The sequence below is a fragment of the Nocardia sp. CY41 genome, assembly GCF_009829325.1.
In the GTDB taxonomy this organism is placed as follows: Bacteria; Actinomycetota; Actinomycetes; order Mycobacteriales; family Mycobacteriaceae; genus Nocardia.
On the sequence record NZ_VUOS01000009.1, the window covers coordinates 318,393 to 333,142 of the forward strand.

General features: G+C 68.6%; 17 protein-coding genes and 2 pseudogenes. 11 read left to right on the forward strand and 8 right to left on the reverse strand.

The features are described 5' to 3' along the window. The first annotated feature begins 202 nt into the window (after positions 1-202). From thrS to GVY64_RS12435, 5 genes are all read left to right on the forward strand, one after another. The gene (gene thrS / locus GVY64_RS12415) at positions 203-1,480 is read left to right on the forward strand and encodes a threonine--tRNA ligase (RefSeq protein ID WP_328820909.1); all 1,278 of its coding nucleotides are present in this window, start codon (positions 203-205) and stop codon (positions 1,478-1,480) included. Positions 1,481-1,596: 116 nt separating this feature from the next. Then, on the forward strand, positions 1,597-2,937 hold the full coding sequence (locus GVY64_RS12420; protein WP_159840755.1) for a cytochrome P450: 1,341 nt from the start codon (positions 1,597-1,599) through the stop codon (positions 2,935-2,937). A gap of 48 nt (positions 2,938-2,985) precedes the next feature. Continuing rightward, a complete protein-coding gene (locus GVY64_RS12425) occupies positions 2,986-3,843 on the forward strand; it encodes an SDR family NAD(P)-dependent oxidoreductase (protein WP_159840757.1) in 858 nt (285 codons plus the stop codon). Beyond that, positions 3,840-5,381 carry a flavin-containing monooxygenase gene (locus tag GVY64_RS12430; RefSeq protein ID WP_159840759.1) on the forward strand — a complete coding sequence of 514 codons (1,542 nt, stop codon included), beginning with the start codon at positions 3,840-3,842 and terminating at the stop codon, positions 5,379-5,381. Before GVY64_RS12425 ends, GVY64_RS12430 begins: the two co-directional genes overlap by 4 nt. Then, positions 5,368-6,009, forward strand: a complete 642-nt coding sequence (locus GVY64_RS12435) for a TetR/AcrR family transcriptional regulator (protein ID WP_159840761.1) — start codon at positions 5,368-5,370, stop codon at positions 6,007-6,009. Before GVY64_RS12430 ends, GVY64_RS12435 begins: the two co-directional genes overlap by 14 nt. Positions 6,010-6,036: 27 nt before the next feature. On the opposite strand, the gene GVY64_RS12440 is transcribed toward GVY64_RS12435, so the two are convergent. Beyond that, positions 6,037-6,807 (reverse strand): 2-phosphosulfolactate phosphatase, encoded by a 771-nt coding sequence (locus tag GVY64_RS12440; protein ID WP_159840763.1) that lies wholly within the window; start codon positions 6,805-6,807, stop codon positions 6,037-6,039. Positions 6,808-7,005: 198 nt separating this feature from the next. Here GVY64_RS12440 and GVY64_RS12445 point away from each other — a divergent pair, with 198 nt between their 5' ends. Then, entirely contained in the window at positions 7,006-7,851 is an 846-nt protein-coding gene (locus GVY64_RS12445; RefSeq protein WP_159840765.1) for an aminoglycoside 6-adenylyltransferase, read from the forward strand. Positions 7,852-7,867: 16 nt separating this feature from the next. On the opposite strand, the gene GVY64_RS12450 is transcribed toward GVY64_RS12445, so the two are convergent. The 5 genes and pseudogenes from GVY64_RS12450 to GVY64_RS39100 all read right to left on the reverse strand — a co-directional run. Continuing rightward, positions 7,868-8,869, reverse strand: coding sequence for an ABC transporter substrate-binding protein (locus tag GVY64_RS12450; RefSeq protein WP_159840767.1), 1,002 nt, complete (start codon positions 8,867-8,869; stop codon positions 7,868-7,870). A 17-nt stretch (positions 8,870-8,886) separates the two neighbouring features. Beyond that, entirely contained in the window at positions 8,887-9,228 is a 342-nt protein-coding gene (locus tag GVY64_RS12455; RefSeq protein WP_159840769.1) for a 4Fe-4S dicluster domain-containing protein, read from the reverse strand. Next, positions 9,228-9,560, reverse strand: a pseudogene (locus GVY64_RS12460) (pyridine nucleotide-disulfide oxidoreductase); the annotation flags it as partial. The pseudogene GVY64_RS12460 and the gene GVY64_RS12455, both read right to left, overlap by 1 nt. 420 nt (positions 9,561-9,980) lie before the next feature. After that, positions 9,981-10,337, reverse strand: a complete 357-nt coding sequence (locus GVY64_RS12465; protein ID WP_442939567.1) for a transposase — start codon at positions 10,335-10,337, stop codon at positions 9,981-9,983. A 20-nt stretch (positions 10,338-10,357) separates the two neighbouring features. Further along, positions 10,358-10,729: pseudogene (locus tag GVY64_RS39100) on the reverse strand (IS5 family transposase); the annotation flags it as partial. Positions 10,730-11,079: 350 nt separating this feature from the next. Between GVY64_RS39100 and GVY64_RS12470 the strand changes: the two are divergent. Beyond that, positions 11,080-11,286, forward strand: a complete 207-nt coding sequence (locus tag GVY64_RS12470; protein WP_159840773.1) for a hypothetical protein — start codon at positions 11,080-11,082, stop codon at positions 11,284-11,286. 661 nt (positions 11,287-11,947) lie between these two features. Beyond that, a complete protein-coding gene (locus tag GVY64_RS12475) occupies positions 11,948-12,397 on the forward strand; it encodes a hypothetical protein (protein ID WP_159840775.1) in 450 nt (149 codons plus the stop codon). A gap of 111 nt (positions 12,398-12,508) precedes the next feature. Here the strand turns inward: GVY64_RS12475 and GVY64_RS12480 are convergent, their stop codons facing one another. Beyond that, on the reverse strand, positions 12,509-12,736 hold the full coding sequence (locus GVY64_RS12480; RefSeq protein WP_236566780.1) for a DoxX family protein: 228 nt from the start codon (positions 12,734-12,736) through the stop codon (positions 12,509-12,511). 306 nt (positions 12,737-13,042) lie between these two features. Between GVY64_RS12480 and GVY64_RS12485 the strand changes: the two genes are divergently transcribed. Both GVY64_RS12485 and GVY64_RS37240 read left to right on the forward strand, forming a co-directional pair. Further along, positions 13,043-13,216 carry a hypothetical protein gene (locus GVY64_RS12485; protein ID WP_159840779.1) on the forward strand — a complete coding sequence of 58 codons (174 nt, stop codon included), beginning with the start codon at positions 13,043-13,045 and terminating at the stop codon, positions 13,214-13,216. Positions 13,217-13,545: 329 nt separating this feature from the next. After that, positions 13,546-13,902, forward strand: a complete 357-nt coding sequence (locus tag GVY64_RS37240) for a hypothetical protein (RefSeq protein ID WP_201297992.1) — start codon at positions 13,546-13,548, stop codon at positions 13,900-13,902. A gap of 229 nt (positions 13,903-14,131) precedes the next feature. Here the strand turns inward: GVY64_RS37240 and GVY64_RS12495 are convergent, their stop codons facing one another. After that, entirely contained in the window at positions 14,132-14,530 is a 399-nt protein-coding gene (locus tag GVY64_RS12495; RefSeq protein ID WP_159840781.1) for a MarR family winged helix-turn-helix transcriptional regulator, read from the reverse strand. 69 nt (positions 14,531-14,599) lie between these two features. Here GVY64_RS12495 and GVY64_RS12500 point away from each other — a divergent pair. Further along, positions 14,600-14,750 (forward strand): transposase (locus GVY64_RS12500; protein WP_159840783.1); only part of this gene is annotated, 151 nt, incomplete at its 3' end.

Below are 14,750 nucleotides of genomic sequence, written 5' to 3' on the forward strand. Positions count from 1 at the left end.
ATTGCGTGCCAATCGAACCCGATTATGCGGGAAAGCCGTCGCGTGGGTGGGCGCTTCGCGATCTTCACCGTTTTCCCGGAAAATCCCGTGCGTGACCGCGGCGGCCTCTGCTACCGTCGCCCGCGTGAAGCGCGCTGCTGTGACGACGACGCCGGAATCCGTCCCGGCGCGCTGATCCACGTTTGTCCGAGCCCCGGGGCGAGTGCCCTGGGGCTTCGTCTCGTGGTCACTCGCCCTCCTCGACGAGGAGACCACCACCATGCCCGACCATCGCACCCTCGGCCGTGCGCTGAACCTGTTCGACACCGACCCCCTGATCGGCTCCGGCCTGCCGTTCTGGCTGCCGGACGGCGCGACCGTGCGCCAAGCGTTGGAGGATTACCTCCGCGCCGCCGAACGCCGCGCGGGCTACCGCCACGTCTACTCGCCGGTGCTCGGTAAACGCGAGCTCTACGAAATCTCCGGGCACTGGTGGCATTACCGTGACGACATGTTCCCGCCGATGGACATCGGCGGTGAGCAAGTGGTGTTGCGTCCGAGCCTGTGCCCGCACCACGCGCTGCTGTTCCGTTCCCGCGCGCACAGCTATCGGGAGCTGCCGTTGCGGATCGCGGAGCTGGGTGGCATGTATCGCTCCGAATTGTCCGGCGTGCTGGGCGGATTGACCCGCGTACGCGGAATCCAGCTCAACGACGCCCATATCTTCTGCGCCCTCGATCAAGTAGCCGCCGAGGTCGCCGGCGCGCTGGCGATGATCGCCGACGCCTACGCCGCACTCGACATCCGTGCCGCCCGCTACCGGTTGTCGCTGCCCGGTCCGGGCGGCAAATACGTTGCCGCACCGCTCTTGTGGAAGCGGTCGATCGGCCTGCTCACCGCCGCTCTGGACGATCGCGGCCTGAGCTACGACGCGGCGGAGGGCGAGGCGGCGTTCTATGGGCCGAAGATCGACGTGCAGGTCCGCGACAGCGCGGGGCGAGAGTGCACCTTGTCCACCGTGCAGGTCGATTTCCATCAACCCGAGCAGTTCGACTTGCGCTATACCGGCGCCGACGGCGCGGTGCACCGGCCGGTCATGGTGCACCGCAGCATCATCGGTAGCGTCGAGCGGGCCGTGGCCCACCTGATCGAATGCCACGGCGGCCGCTTCCCGGCCTGGCTGGCGCCGACCCAGATGGTGGTGCTGCCGGTGACCGAGGCCCAGCAGCCGGCCGCCGCGCACCTCGAGCGCCGCTGCCGTGACCTCGGGCTGCGCGTGGTGGTGTCGCCGCCGGATCGCGGCAGCCTCGGTGCACGCATCCGCGACCACCGCTTCGTGCCGTATCAGGCGATCCTCGGCGCCGAGGAGGCCGCCGCCGGCGAGGTGGCGCTGCGTCTGCGCGACGGACGCCGCATCGCCTCGTTGCCTGCCCCCGAAGCGCTCCGGCGCATCGGCGCCCTGCTCGCCGTCCACAGCGCCGAACTGTGGGATGTCGCGTGAGGACCCGGCCGACTGCGGCCGGTGCGCCCGATTGTCCGATGTAACCCTTGTCACACCTGGTACATGGGCGTACCGTACGAGTGGTACATCGGAGTACCACATGAGGAGGTGGGCGCATGCCCGCTGTGCGACTTCCCGACGGGCCATCCAGCCCGCCGATCGTGCAGAACCTGCGGATACTGACCGGCCGCACCCGGACCTGGCGGAGCATGCACGACCGTTACGGATCGGCCTTCCGCATCCAGCTGCCCCGATTCGGAGACTGCGTCGTGCTCGCCGACCCGGCCGAGATCAAAGCCCTGTTCACCACGAGCACCGATCTCGTCGACAACATCGACGTCAACCTCGGTCAGTTCCTCGGACCGGGATCGCTGTTCGCGCTGACCGGCGCCGAGCACCGCAAGCAGCGCAAACTGCTCACCCCGCCGTTCCACGGCCGTAGGCTGGCCGTCTACGAATCGCTCGTCGAAGAGGAGGCGGTCCGCGAGATGGCCGACTGGCCGTCGGGCCGCGAGTTCGCGACCATGGACTCCATGATGCGGATCACGCTGAATGTGATCCTGCGCGCGGTCTTCGGCGCCGAGGGCGCGGAATTCGAGGAATTGCGCCGACTGCTGCCCAAACTCGTCCTGATCGCCTCGGCCCTCGCCGCGGTCCCGGTTCCCCGGCGAGCGCTGGGCAGATTCGGTCCCTGGGCTCGCTTCGCGGCCTACCGCCGCCGCTACGACGAGATCGTCGGCCGGCTCATCGACCGTGCCACCCGCGAAGGGGTGGACGAGCGCGACGACGTGCTGGCGATGATGCTGCAGGCGCGCTACGACGACGGCACGGCCATGTCGCGCGGCGAGATCGCCGACGAACTGCTGACCCTGCTCACCGCCGGGCACGAGACGACGGCGACGACGCTGTCGTGGACGATCGAGCGGCTGCGCAGGCACCCGGAGGTCCTGCGCCGCTTGGTCGCCGAAGCCGATGCCGGGGGGTCACAGCTGCGCGAGGCGACGCTGCTGGAGGTGCAGCGCGTACGGCCGGTCATCGACATGACGTTGCGCCAGGTCCGGGCCGACACGCTGCAATTGGGCCGATGGACCTTGCCCAAGGGCCAGAAGATCGTGGTCAACATCCGGTTGATGCACGACAACGAGGACCTCTTCCCGAACGCCCGCGCCTTCGACCCCGACCGGTTCGTCGGCGTCCGTCCGGGCACGTTCAGCTGGATCCCGTTCGGCGGTGGCAGCCGCCGCTGCATCGGCGCCGCGTTCGCCACGATGGAGATGAACGTCGTCCTGCGCACACTGCTGCGGGACTTCACGCTGGAGCCGACCGACGCCCGCGACGAGCGCACACACTTCCGCGGTGTCGCACTCGTCCCGGCCGGGAAGGGCCGCGCCGTGGTGCACCGGCGCACGCCGCGTCCCGAGCGAACACTCGACCGTGCCGTCGAGGCGACAGCATGAGCGAACGGTTCGCCGATCCCCTCCGCACGCGCGAAAGCAGGAGCACCGATGCCTCGCACCCGTAGACCGCTGTCCGGCCGCCCGGTCATCATCACCGGCGCGGCCTCCGGCATCGGCCGCAGTTTGGCCCGATTGTTGTCGGGCACCGGCTCTCCCGTCGCGATCGCCGATATCGATGCGGTCGGGCTGAAGGAGACCGCGGCCGCACTGACCGGCCCGGTGCTCACCCGCGTCCTGGACGTGCGCGACGCCGCCGACCAGTTCGCTTTCGCCGACGAGGTCCGCGACTGGCTGACCGCGCCACTGGCGGCGGTGTTCAACAACGCCGGTGTCGCGATGTCCTCCTCGGTGCTCGACGCCGTCGCCGACGACGACGAATGGCTGCGACGGATCGACTTCGACGGGGTCGTCAACGGCACACGCGCCTTCCTGCCCATCCTGGTCGAGCAGGATCACGGCGTGATCGTCAACACCTCGAGCGTGTTCGGGCTGCTGGGCATGCCCAATCAAAGCGCCTACTGCGCAGCCAAATTCGCGGTGCGCGGATTCACCGACGCCCTGCGCCAAGAGCTGCGCGGCACCGGCGTGTCCGCGGTGAACGTCCACCCCGGCGGCATCAAAACCAACATCGCGCGCAACGCCCGCGTCCGCAAGGACCCCGAGGGCCGGGGCCGGACACACGAGCAGATGGCCGCGGAGTTCGAGACACTGGCGCTGACCACACCGGAGAAGGCAGCCCGAATCATCTGCCGCGGAGTCGAACACGGCAAGTCCCGGATCCTCGTCGGTCCCGACGCCTACTTGTTCGATGCCTTGGCGCGGGTGACGCCTACCCACTACTACGGCGTGGTCGCGCTGCTGGAGCGCCGCCTGCGCGCCCGCGACGCGAAAGGGGCACGGGCATGAGCGAACACCTCGACGTCCTGATCGTCGGCGCCGGCCTCTCCGGCATCGGCGCGGCCCACCACCTGCGGGCGGCCTTCCCGCACCGCACCTACGCGATCCTCGAGGCGCGCGACACCCTCGGCGGTACCTGGGACCTGTTCCGCTACCCCGGCGTGCGCTCGGACTCCGACATGCACACCCTCGGGTACCGATTCCGCCCGTGGACGCAAGCGGAAGCCATCGCCGACGGGCCGGCGATCCTGCGCTACATCCGCCGGACCGCCGCCGACGCCGGGATCGACCGGAACATCCGGTACGGGCATCGGGTGATCGAAGCGTCCTGGTCCAGCGCCGAGTCGCACTGGACCGTGCTGGCCGAACACGACGGCGGCACGCGTGAACTCACCTGCGACTTCCTGCTCGTGTGCAGCGGCTACTACCACTACGACGAGGGCTACACCCCGCAGTTCGCCGGAATCGGCGACTTCCGCGGACAAGTGGTGCACCCGCAGCACTGGCCCGAGGATCTCGACTACACGGGCAAACGGGTGGTCGTGATCGGCAGCGGCGCCACCGCGGTGACCCTGGTGCCCGCGCTGACCGACCACGCCGCGCACGTGACGATGCTGCAACGCTCCCCCAGCTACATCCTGCCGGTGCCCGCACGAGACGCCCTGGCCGACCGGCTGCGCGCACTACTGGGACCGAAACGGGCCTACACCGTGGTCCGGTGGAAGAACGTCCTGGTCAGCACGGTGATCTATCAGCTGAGTCGGCGACGTCCAGCATTGATGCGAAAATTCATCCGCAACCTGACCGTCAAGCAACTACCGCCGGGCTACGACGTCGACACCCATTTCAAGCCCGTATACCAACCGTGGGATCAGCGGCTGTGCCTGGTGCCGGACGCAGACCTGTTCCGCGCGATCCGCGGCGGCCGCGCCTCGGTGGTCACCGATCGCATCGAACGGTTCACCCCGACGGGGCTGCGCCTGGCCTCCGGGCGCGACCTCGAGGCCGATGTGGTGGTGACCGCCACCGGCCTGCGCCTGCTCGCGCTCGGCGGCATCCGGCTCACGGTGGACGGGCAGCAGGTCGCGCTGCCCCACACCATGGCCTACAAGGGGATGATGCTCAGCGGAGTCCCGAACTTCGCCTTCACCATCGGCTACACCAACGCCTCCTGGACTCTGAAGGCCGACCTGGTCAGCGAATTCGTCTGCCGGCTGTTGCGGCACATGGACGCGGGCGGCTACCGGCAGATCACTCCGTGGCCGGACTCCACCGTGACGCCCGCACCGCTGCTCGACTTCCAGGCCGGGTACGTGCTGCGCGACATCGACCGATTCCCCAAAGCGGGCTCGCGGGCTCCGTGGCGGCTGGGCATGAGCTACGCCCACGACGTGCTCACCCTCCGCTACGGCCGCATCGACGACGGCACAATCCGCTTCACCCGGGGCGGCGCGCCGTCCGACGCTCACCACACCGTGGCATCGGGACACGACAGGCGCCCGGCCACGGGTTCGGGCCGGGCACGAGGAACCGATGGGAGTAACTAACCTGATTCTCGTGACCCGCGCCGCGCCCGCATCCCGCACCTCCGCCGACAACGGCTCGGATTCGGGGTTCCGCCGCCGCCTGCTCGACGCCATGGCCATGGCGGTGCGCGAACGCGGCTACCAGGACACCACCGTCGCCGACGTGGTACGCCACGCCCGCACCTCGCGGCGCACGTTCTACGAGCACTTCACCAGCAAACAGGACTGCTTCATCGCCCTGCTGAGCGAGCACCACAAGGAGATGATCCAGCGGATCGATGCCGCGGTCGACCCGCACATGCCCTGGCGTAGCCAGGTGCGTCAGGCCATCGAAGCGTGGATACGGGTCGCGCGCGAAGAACCGTCCTTGACTCTCAGCTGGATCCGCGTCGTCCCCGCTCTCGGCGAGGACACCCGGCAGTTGCAGCGCGAGGTCGGCGAGGCGTTCGTGACGTTGATCCAGAAACTGGCCGACACACCGGAATTCGCCGCCGCCGGACTGCGGCCGCCGTCGCGGCAGGTGGCGACGATCCTCTTCGGCGGTTTCCGGGAACTCATCGCCACCACCGTGGAAGACGGCGACGACATCGCGGGGATCGTCGACATGGCGGTCGAATCCGCGATCGCGCTGGTCGGACCGCACCGCTAGCACCCACTCGATGGTCACCGCTGCGGTTCAGCGGCCTGCGTCGGCGAATGCTCCGTCGGTCAGCACCGGCACCACCTGGCTGCGCTCGATTTCGGTGGCCACCGCGACATCCTGCGCGAACCCACCTTCGGCGAGTTCCCGGCCCGAGGAGCAGTCCCGGATCAGCGCCGCGACGTCGGCGATTCCCTCGTGCGCCACGGCGGCGGCATGAGCTTCCGGCGACAGCGGTCCGGCTCCCAGACGCGCCAGCGCCGCGGCGACCGCCCCTGCGCCCAGCCAATCCTCCACCGCGGGCCGCAGGTCGGCGCGACCGGGCCATTGCTCCCCGGCGGCGATCACGGCGACCGGCTGCCGCGCGCTGCCCCATCCTCGCCCGGCGATCCAGCCAGCGACCGCGCTCGCGTTGCGCAGACACGCGGCGATGACCGGCACGCCGCCGACGGCGGCGGAGATGGCCGACCCGTTGGGTGAGGGCAGCACGAGCCGCTCGGCGACCGGTGCACGGCGTAACGCCGCCGGAGACAGCGACCACGGCTGTTGCTCGGACACCGCTCGCCGCCCCACCGCCAGCGCAGCGCCCTGCCGTGCGGCGAATTCCGCGGCGCCGCCGTCGCGCCACGGATACGGCAGCACCCGCGTCCCCGCTTCGACAGCGACCGACACCGACGTCGTAAACGACAGGACGTCGACCACCACTACACACGCACTACCGGGCCCGAGCGCGATTGCACCGGCCGAACCCCACTCCAGCCGTACGCCCCACGCCTGCTGCCGCGCCCACTCGGCGATATCCGCCATGCCCTTCCTCTCATCGTGCTGTCCAGACGCCACACCGATCGAGCCGTTCGCCGCCGACGCTATCGCCGGCAGCAGCCATGGACCTGCCGTCGCCCACCCGCTCTCCGGTGCGGCCGACGGAAAACAAGTGGCGCTCCCGGCGGCGCGGCGGCGAGGATGGCGGTCACTCGGGCCACCGCTTTCGATCGGAGGGGACACATGGAGGACCCCGGTCTCGTCATCGAGCGGATCGTCGCCTTCGCCGCGGCGCAGCCGGGGATCTCGGCGGTGATCCAGACCGGTTCACGAGCGCGCGGAACCAGGGTGGATGCGTTCTCCGATGTGGACATCGAGCTCATCGGCCCCGGCACCGACGCCCTCGTCGGCGCCGACGACTGGTTGCGCGCCATCGGCCCGGTCCTGGTGAACATTCATCTCGACAACGACGCACCGCACTGGCCCACCTGTCTGGTGGTCCTGGCCGAGGGCCGCAAAGTCGACTTCACCCTCGCCGGTCCCGGCCGCCTCGACCGCCTGATCGCCGACGGCCTCGACCAGCTGTACCAGCGCGGCTACCGGGTGCTGCTGGACAAGGACGGCAGCACCACCGCACTGCCACCAGCGACCGGAAGCCACACCCCAGCCCGTCCCAGCGCCGCCGAGATCGACGCGGCACAGCGGGAGTTCTGGTTCGAGACCACCCAGATCCCGATCTATGTCGCACGTGGCGACCTGTGGCACGCGATGCTGCGCGTCGGCGAGCTGCGCGAACTGCTGCTGACGATGGCCGAATGGCACACCACGGCCCGCGCAGGCGGCCGCATCGACCACTGGCACGACGGCCATTATCTCCACGAGTGGCTCGATCCCCGCTTCCGCGACGACCCCCCGGCCTTCTTCCCGCATTACGACGCCGCCGAGATCCTCGCGGCGGTGCGTGCCATGGCCGATACGTTCACCCGCCTGGCCGCCGAGGTCTGCCGCGAATGGCACTGTCCCGCGCTGGACCTGCGCGACCGCGTACTCGCCCACCTCGATCGGATCGGCACCGCCCGGCCCGGCTGACCACGCGTCCACCCGTTCAGCCCTGCTGGGTCCGGTCCGGCCGGTAGAACCACTCCTCCAGACCGAAATCCTCCCGGATCTTCTTCTGCTCCACGAGGAACTGCTTGGTCCCGGTCAGCAGCTGGATGCCCGACGGCGCGAAGATCTCGTCGGGGATGTAGCTCTGCCGGGCGGTGGCGCGCACGACCGCCTCCGGTGACTTCGACTGAGCGACCTCGTAGTTCACGTAGTCGTCCCAATGCTGCTTCGCAAACCGGTTGGCCTCACCGATCACCGACTGCCACGCGGCGCCGAACCGCGGATGGCTGTCGAGGAAGTCCTGACTGCTGACCGAGGAGCTGGTACCCGCCAGATCGGGATGGTTGTCCTGAACCGAGTCGACCTGGTGGAAACCCTTCGCCAGGAACGCGTGGAAGAACGACGAGGGGTTCACATCCGGCAGCGCGACCGCCGCGACATCACCGCCGTTGAGCGGCGCCTCCGCGTCGGTGGCCAGCAGATGCACCAGCTGCGCCTGGATTCCCTCGGCCTTCAACGCACCCTGCAGGTAACGGTCGATGTAGGAACCGGACTGCACGCCGATCTTCTTGCCCGCCAGATCCTTCAGCGTCCGGATCGACGGATCCTTGGCCACCACACCGGCGTTGTAATTCACCGCCGCGATGGCCAGCAGCCGCGTCTGCAACCCGCTGCCGCGCGCGACCAGGGCGGGCGTGTCACCGTAGGTGGCGACGTCGAGGCGGCCCCCGACCAGCGCCTGATTCAGGTCGGGCCCGTTGGGGAAGCTGTAGACCTCGATGTTGTCCACGCCCAACGGCTTCAACGCGGGCAGCAGGGCGCCGCGCTGATGGGCGAAACCGACCGGACCGGTGAGCACGTTGCCGGTGCCGATGGTGCCGATACGGAGAGTCTTGATCTCGGCGCGGGTCGCCGAGCCCGCGTCCTCGCCCCCACAGCCGGTGAGCACCAGCAGCAGGGCCGAGACGACGGCGGGCACGATCAGCCGGATAATGCGCATGATTCGCTTTCGTTGGTTCAGAGTTCGGACAGCCGCGGCGGCGGAGCGCCGTGCGGCAGGCGTGGTCCCACCGCGACGAGGCTGCCGGGCTTGCGGCCGCGGCCCCAGCCGAGTTCCTTGCGGTAACGGCCGATGTGCTCGTCGCGGACCGTCTCGTGATCGGCCAGCGGCGTCGCCTCCGGATCGACGTACAGCGCGTCCGTAGGGCAGTAGGCCTCGCACATGAAGCAGGTCTGGCAATCGGATTGCCGTGCGATGACCGGGATCCCGCTGTCGGTGCGGTCGAAGACGTTCGTGGGGCACACGTCCACGCATTTGTCGCAGGCGATGCAGTCGCCCGCACGCAGGATCTCGATCATCACGCCACCGCCAGGGCGCCGGAGGCCGCGGCCGTCGCCGTCCACACTTCGTCCAGCCCACCGGACAGGATGTGGTGATGCTGCTTCGGATCCTGATCGGGGTGGTCGGCGCGTTTGCTCATCCCGCGCGTCTCCGTGCGCGCCAGCGTCGACCGGTACATCAACCGCCCCACCGCGGTGATCGCGGCGGCCTGCCGGGCGCGCACCCGCTCGTCGCCGGTGTCGCCGCCCAGACCGAGCGTGGCGTGCTCCCAGACGTTGTCCAGCTCGGCGAGCGCGGGCCGGATCCGGTCGCCGTGGCGCAGGTAGTTCTTCTCGAACGGACACCTTTCCGTAGCGAACTCGCAACCCAGCGGCGGATCTACAACCGATCTGACACCAAGTACCGACGGCCGCGCCTGCCATGCCTGCTGTCGTACGACGGAGGGGGGCTGTCGTGATGAACCACGTCTTGCCGCCCGTCTTGCCCAGCAGAGGTGCCTTCACTGCGGCAACAACTGGACCGGCCAACAGTAGGCATGAACGCCCAATCACGACGCTGCATCAGGCTCCTTCACGGCACGAGCCCAAGTGGCTTTGGAGTATTCGCCGTGTCGATGCCAAGGGCAGAGTGATAGAGAGGAGGTTGCTCCCCGCTCTCGGTTGGCAATCTGGTGTCCAGCTCGGGTACAGGCTAGGTTCTGTCCCGTAAGTCACCGGAGCCAGAGGATGATCGCGGCGATGGTGAGTTCGGCCTGGTAGTAGGCGGCGCGTTAAGCGTAGCGGGTGGCCAGGTCCCGGAACTGCATGAGTCGGTTGAAGCATGGCTCGCCCACGTTGCGTTGCTTGTATGCCTCGGCGTCGAACACCGGTGGCCGCCCACCGCGTGAGCCCTTCACAGCGCGGCGGGCGATCTGGTCGTCACGTTCGGGGATGACGAACCGGACCCGACGCCGTCGCAGCGCCTGCTGGGTCGAGGGGTGCGAGTACGCCCTGTCGGCAACCACCGCCCCGGGCCGCACGCGTGGGCGGCCCGGCCCGGTGCGGGCCACGCTGATGCCATCCAGCAGCGGCAGCATCTGCGGATTGTCACCAGCCTGCCCGCCGGTGAGCAGTACCCGTATCGACAGGCCGCGCCCGTCGAGGCAAGGTGGATTTTGGTGCTCGGCCCGCCGCGGACCGGCCGAGCGCTTCGCCCTCGACCGCGACCTGGACGCCGGACCTGCAGATGGCGCCCCCCTTTCTTCCGGGCACCGGCGGCATGCTGGTGGGCCCGGACGATGGTGGAGTCCACACTGAGGATCCATTCGACCTCACCGATGGAGTCGTCCTTGACGATCACCTCGTCCAGGATCCGCTGCCAGATGCCGTCCGCGGTCCACATTCGCAGCCGCTCGTGGGCGGTCTTCCACGGCCCGTAACGCTCCGGCAGGTCACGCCACGTCGCGCCGGTCCGCAGTTTCCACAGGATCGCGTCGATCACCTGACGGTGATCACGCCACCGACGGCCCCTGGGCTGTCCTGAGGTTCTTTCCGCCGGGTTGTGAGATTCCTACCCGTTTGGATGGAAGGATCTCCGCCCGTGCTGATGATGTATTCACCGCAATTCCGGAGGCGCGCAGTCGCTCTGATCCTGAAGGTCGGCGCGTTGCCGACGTGGCCCGAGATCTGGGAGTACCGAAGGCAGCCTGTACCGGTGGAAGCAGCAAGCGCCCATTGATCCGGTACCGAAGCACTGGTCAGCGGTAGACGCTGGTGGTAGCCGATGATCGCCAGATTCGCCGCCCGCAGCGTCTCCTCCCGCACGTACCACTCCGCTGTCCAGGCGAGGTTGATACTTCTGGCGGCGAGCCGTCATCACCGCACCTGGCGATGGGCAACATCGATGCCGTCGTCCGGGACGGTGACCGCGAGCAGCGGTATCGTCTGCTGTGGGATGGCGAGGGAACGCTCTCATCGCGAATCCCGGCGGTCGGCTCGACATCGCTTCCCACCGCCCAGGATTCGTTCGCCTGGAAGGGCGTCCACCGCGAGCGGCCGAATGAGACCATACTTCTCAGGGCCATCGCTCTTCAGTGACCGGCCCGATGGTGTGCACGCGCGAAACGCGGGTACGGGCGGGAGCTGCGTGCGTGCGGTACGTGTAGTGCCGTCCGTGCCCACCCGCCTACCGGGCCGACCGCAACTGCCCGCCCCCTGGTCTCACCGCCTGATCCGGGCGAATCCCACCGCGGCTGTGCCGAGGGTCGGCTGCTCGCCGGTGGAGTTCATCGCCTCGACCGACCACACGGTCAATCCTGTTTGTGCCGCACTGGAGCGGCAGTCCTCGCACGAGGTACACCTCGCGCATCCATCACAGGTGCCGAGCCAGTAGTGCCCGCACGCCGGATTGATGTCCTGACCTGCCGGTGGCCGATGGGAAATCAAGGGCCTACCCCGGTCGAAGGACCAGGGACGCCGCGGCGGGGTGGGCTTGTCTGCTCGAACCCGTCGCATGCCAACAAGACGATGCCCTGCCGCTCGCCCGGGAGCCCGTATGAGAAGCCGTGCTGCTGCCCGAGACGGAACTCGCCCGTTACCCCTCCGGGCTCAGGGTCCCTGTCCGATCTCGATCCCTGCGCAATCCTCACAGGCACATCGGGCCCCAGATCTTGGTTCAGGGCCGAAACGAGATCGTGGTGAACGGCGATAGGGTCGTCAGTTCTCGTTCACTGTTATCACCTTCATCGAGGAGTTCTGCGTGAAACGCATCGTGGGTAGGGTTGTCGGAGTCGTGGCTGCGGCGGCGATGGCGCCGATTCTGGTGACCGCCGCCGCGCAGGCCGCGCCGGGAACCGTGTACTTCCACGCGGGTGGCTTCCACTGCGCGATTGCCGGTGACGGCAGCGTCGGCTGCGACTTCGGCTCCCCGATGAGCCTGCAGTACAGCTTCCTGCCGTTTTCGTTTCCGGTGAACGAGATCGTCATCGATCAGCCCTGGCTTCCGGCCCACCCCACCTTCGACGCGGGCACGCCCTACACCCTGCCCGGCGGCAACCCCGGACTCGATTCCGTGGCGACCGGCGCGGGCCAGTGGGGCCCCTACATCGAACACGCGGGAGCCAGATGCGAGGTCGGCTTCCATGGCAGCTTCACATGCCGGTCGAAGGGCCGGGCTTTCACCTCCTTCGGCGGAAGCATCACCGCATGAGCTGACACCCGGGGCATGAGGTGACACCAGGGCCCGAGCCGCGGAAAGTGGCCGATTCGGGTCGACTGGGCACCGAGGTGAGGACCATCCACTGGGGGCAGGCCTCGGCTTTCACGCGGTCGCGATGCGCAGGCCGATCAGCACCGCGGAGACGATCAGGATCACCGCCGCCGGTGCGACGTGGGCGGCGTCGCCGCCGCGCAGATGCGCTCCGACTGCGCCCACGAAGTACAGCACCAGACCGATCGCGGCGGCGACGCCCAGCGGGGCGAACCAGATGCCGGCCAGGAGACCGGCGGCGCCGGCGATCTCTGCTGCCCGGGGTGCGGTGAAAACCAAGTCCTTCCAGGACTTACGTCCGACCGGACCCCGAACTGCACCGGATGCGCCGGGTTCCGGCTCTCGGTTGCCTGCGTCCGCTGCGGCACCGAGGGAAAACTGCACCGCGGCAAGCTCTGCAGCCACTGCGCCCTCGTCCACCGACTCAGTGATCTGCTCGATGACGGAACCGGGCAGGTTTGGGCGGAGCTGACGCCATTATTCGAGGCCCTGACCGCGAAGCAGAACCCCCTCACCCGGCTGACCTGCCTCTACAACCCCTACGTCCCGCGATTCCTTCGCGGCCTCGCCGACGGCTCGATCCCGTTGACACACAATACGTTCAACGAGCTCGAACCTTGGCGAGCGGCCGCGCACCTGCGCGAACTGCTGATGAGCTGCGGGCTGCTACCGCCTGTCGACAAGCAACTCCTGTTCTTCGAACGCTGGCTGCCGACCACCTCGCCCGGATCGGCAACCACCACCATCAGCGCATTGTGAAAGAGTTCGCCACCTGGAAGGGTTCGGCCCTGGCTCCGGGCCCGGGCCCGGAGCCAGGGCCGAACCCGGACCACTGACACCCGTCAGCCGCCGCAATGCCCGGCGCCAGATCATGCGGGCCACGGAGTTCCTGTCCTGGCTCGCCGAATCCGGCCTGTTGTTGCGTCGCTGCGACCAGACCACCCTCGACCGCTGGCATGCGACTCACCTGGTCCACCAGCGCGCCAGCTGCAAACCGTTCTTCGACTGGGCGAAGTCTCCGGCCGCATGTCGCGACTGGACATCCCGGCCTCACCAGCGCGGCCCGGGCAGCCACTCACCCAGCACCAGTGCCTGCAGATCCTGCGGAACTCCTCACCGACAACCAGATCGACCTCCGGCTGCGAGTCGCGTTCACCCTGCTGCTGCTCTACGGCCAGCCACTCAGCAGAATCGTCAGGCTGGCTGTTTTCCCGGCCGCCGCGCTGGCCAACCACTGCGCCCCGAGACCCTCGGCCAGAAGGCCGCCACGAACGGCGTCCCCACCATCACCGGGGCGCGTCTCCGCACTGCGCCAGTTCGTCCTGCAGGCCCCGGCGCCGGTCGTCGCCGACGCATTGGGCGTTCACTACACCACCGCGCACCGGCATCGCGAGCAGGCCGGAGGCACCTGGAGCCGCTACGCGCCGGGAGACCACAGGCGCTGACCGCTACCGGGTCGAGGTCAACTCGAATACCGACTACCTGAATACCGGCCCCTGCCAGACCGGAACCCCTACCTGGCCGTCGCCAGGCTGGTCTCCAACCGCGACGCCACCCGTTAAACCACACACTTCCCCAGGTCAGCACGTCTCGATCCCAATAGCGGATCAAGTCGTTACTACTGGAACCCCGATGTGCGGTCATCGAAGTCGGCGATGATCATCTAGACCGCGTCTAGACCTCGTCGCGCCCGCCGGCGACTCCGCCCGATGCTGGACGCACCCGGGAGAGCAGTCCGTACAGCGTGGTGATCTCGTCTGCGGACAGGTTGGCGAACACCTCGCCGTCGATGCGCCGCATGGCATCGTCGATGTCGCCGGCGACCGATCGACCCGCGCCGGTCAGCTCCACGATGTGCCGACGTCGGTCCTCCGGGTCCCGCCGACGTTCCGCCAGGCCGCGGTCCTCCAGCTCGTTCAGGGCGGCGACAAGGACGCTCGGGTCGACCCCGGTCTCCTCGCCGAGCCGCTGCTGCCCGACCGGACCGGGGGTCAGCAGCGCCAGCACGTGCGTCTGCAGCGGCTTGAGCCTGAGCTGACGTCCCGAACCCCTGATCGCCCCGGCTGCGGCCATCCCGCTTAGAGCCCCTAGCAGGTTCTGTTGAGTGGCGGTGATTCTCGTTGCGGTGCAGTATGTTTCGTCGTGGCGGCCCCGTGGATCGTGGACGACGAGTTGTGGACAGTGATCGAACCGCTACTGCCGGTCCGGGCACCAGGCACGCCGGGGCCGGCGCGGATGGACGACCGGCTGGTGTTGCAAGGGATCTTGTTCGTGCTGTTCACCGGGATCGGTT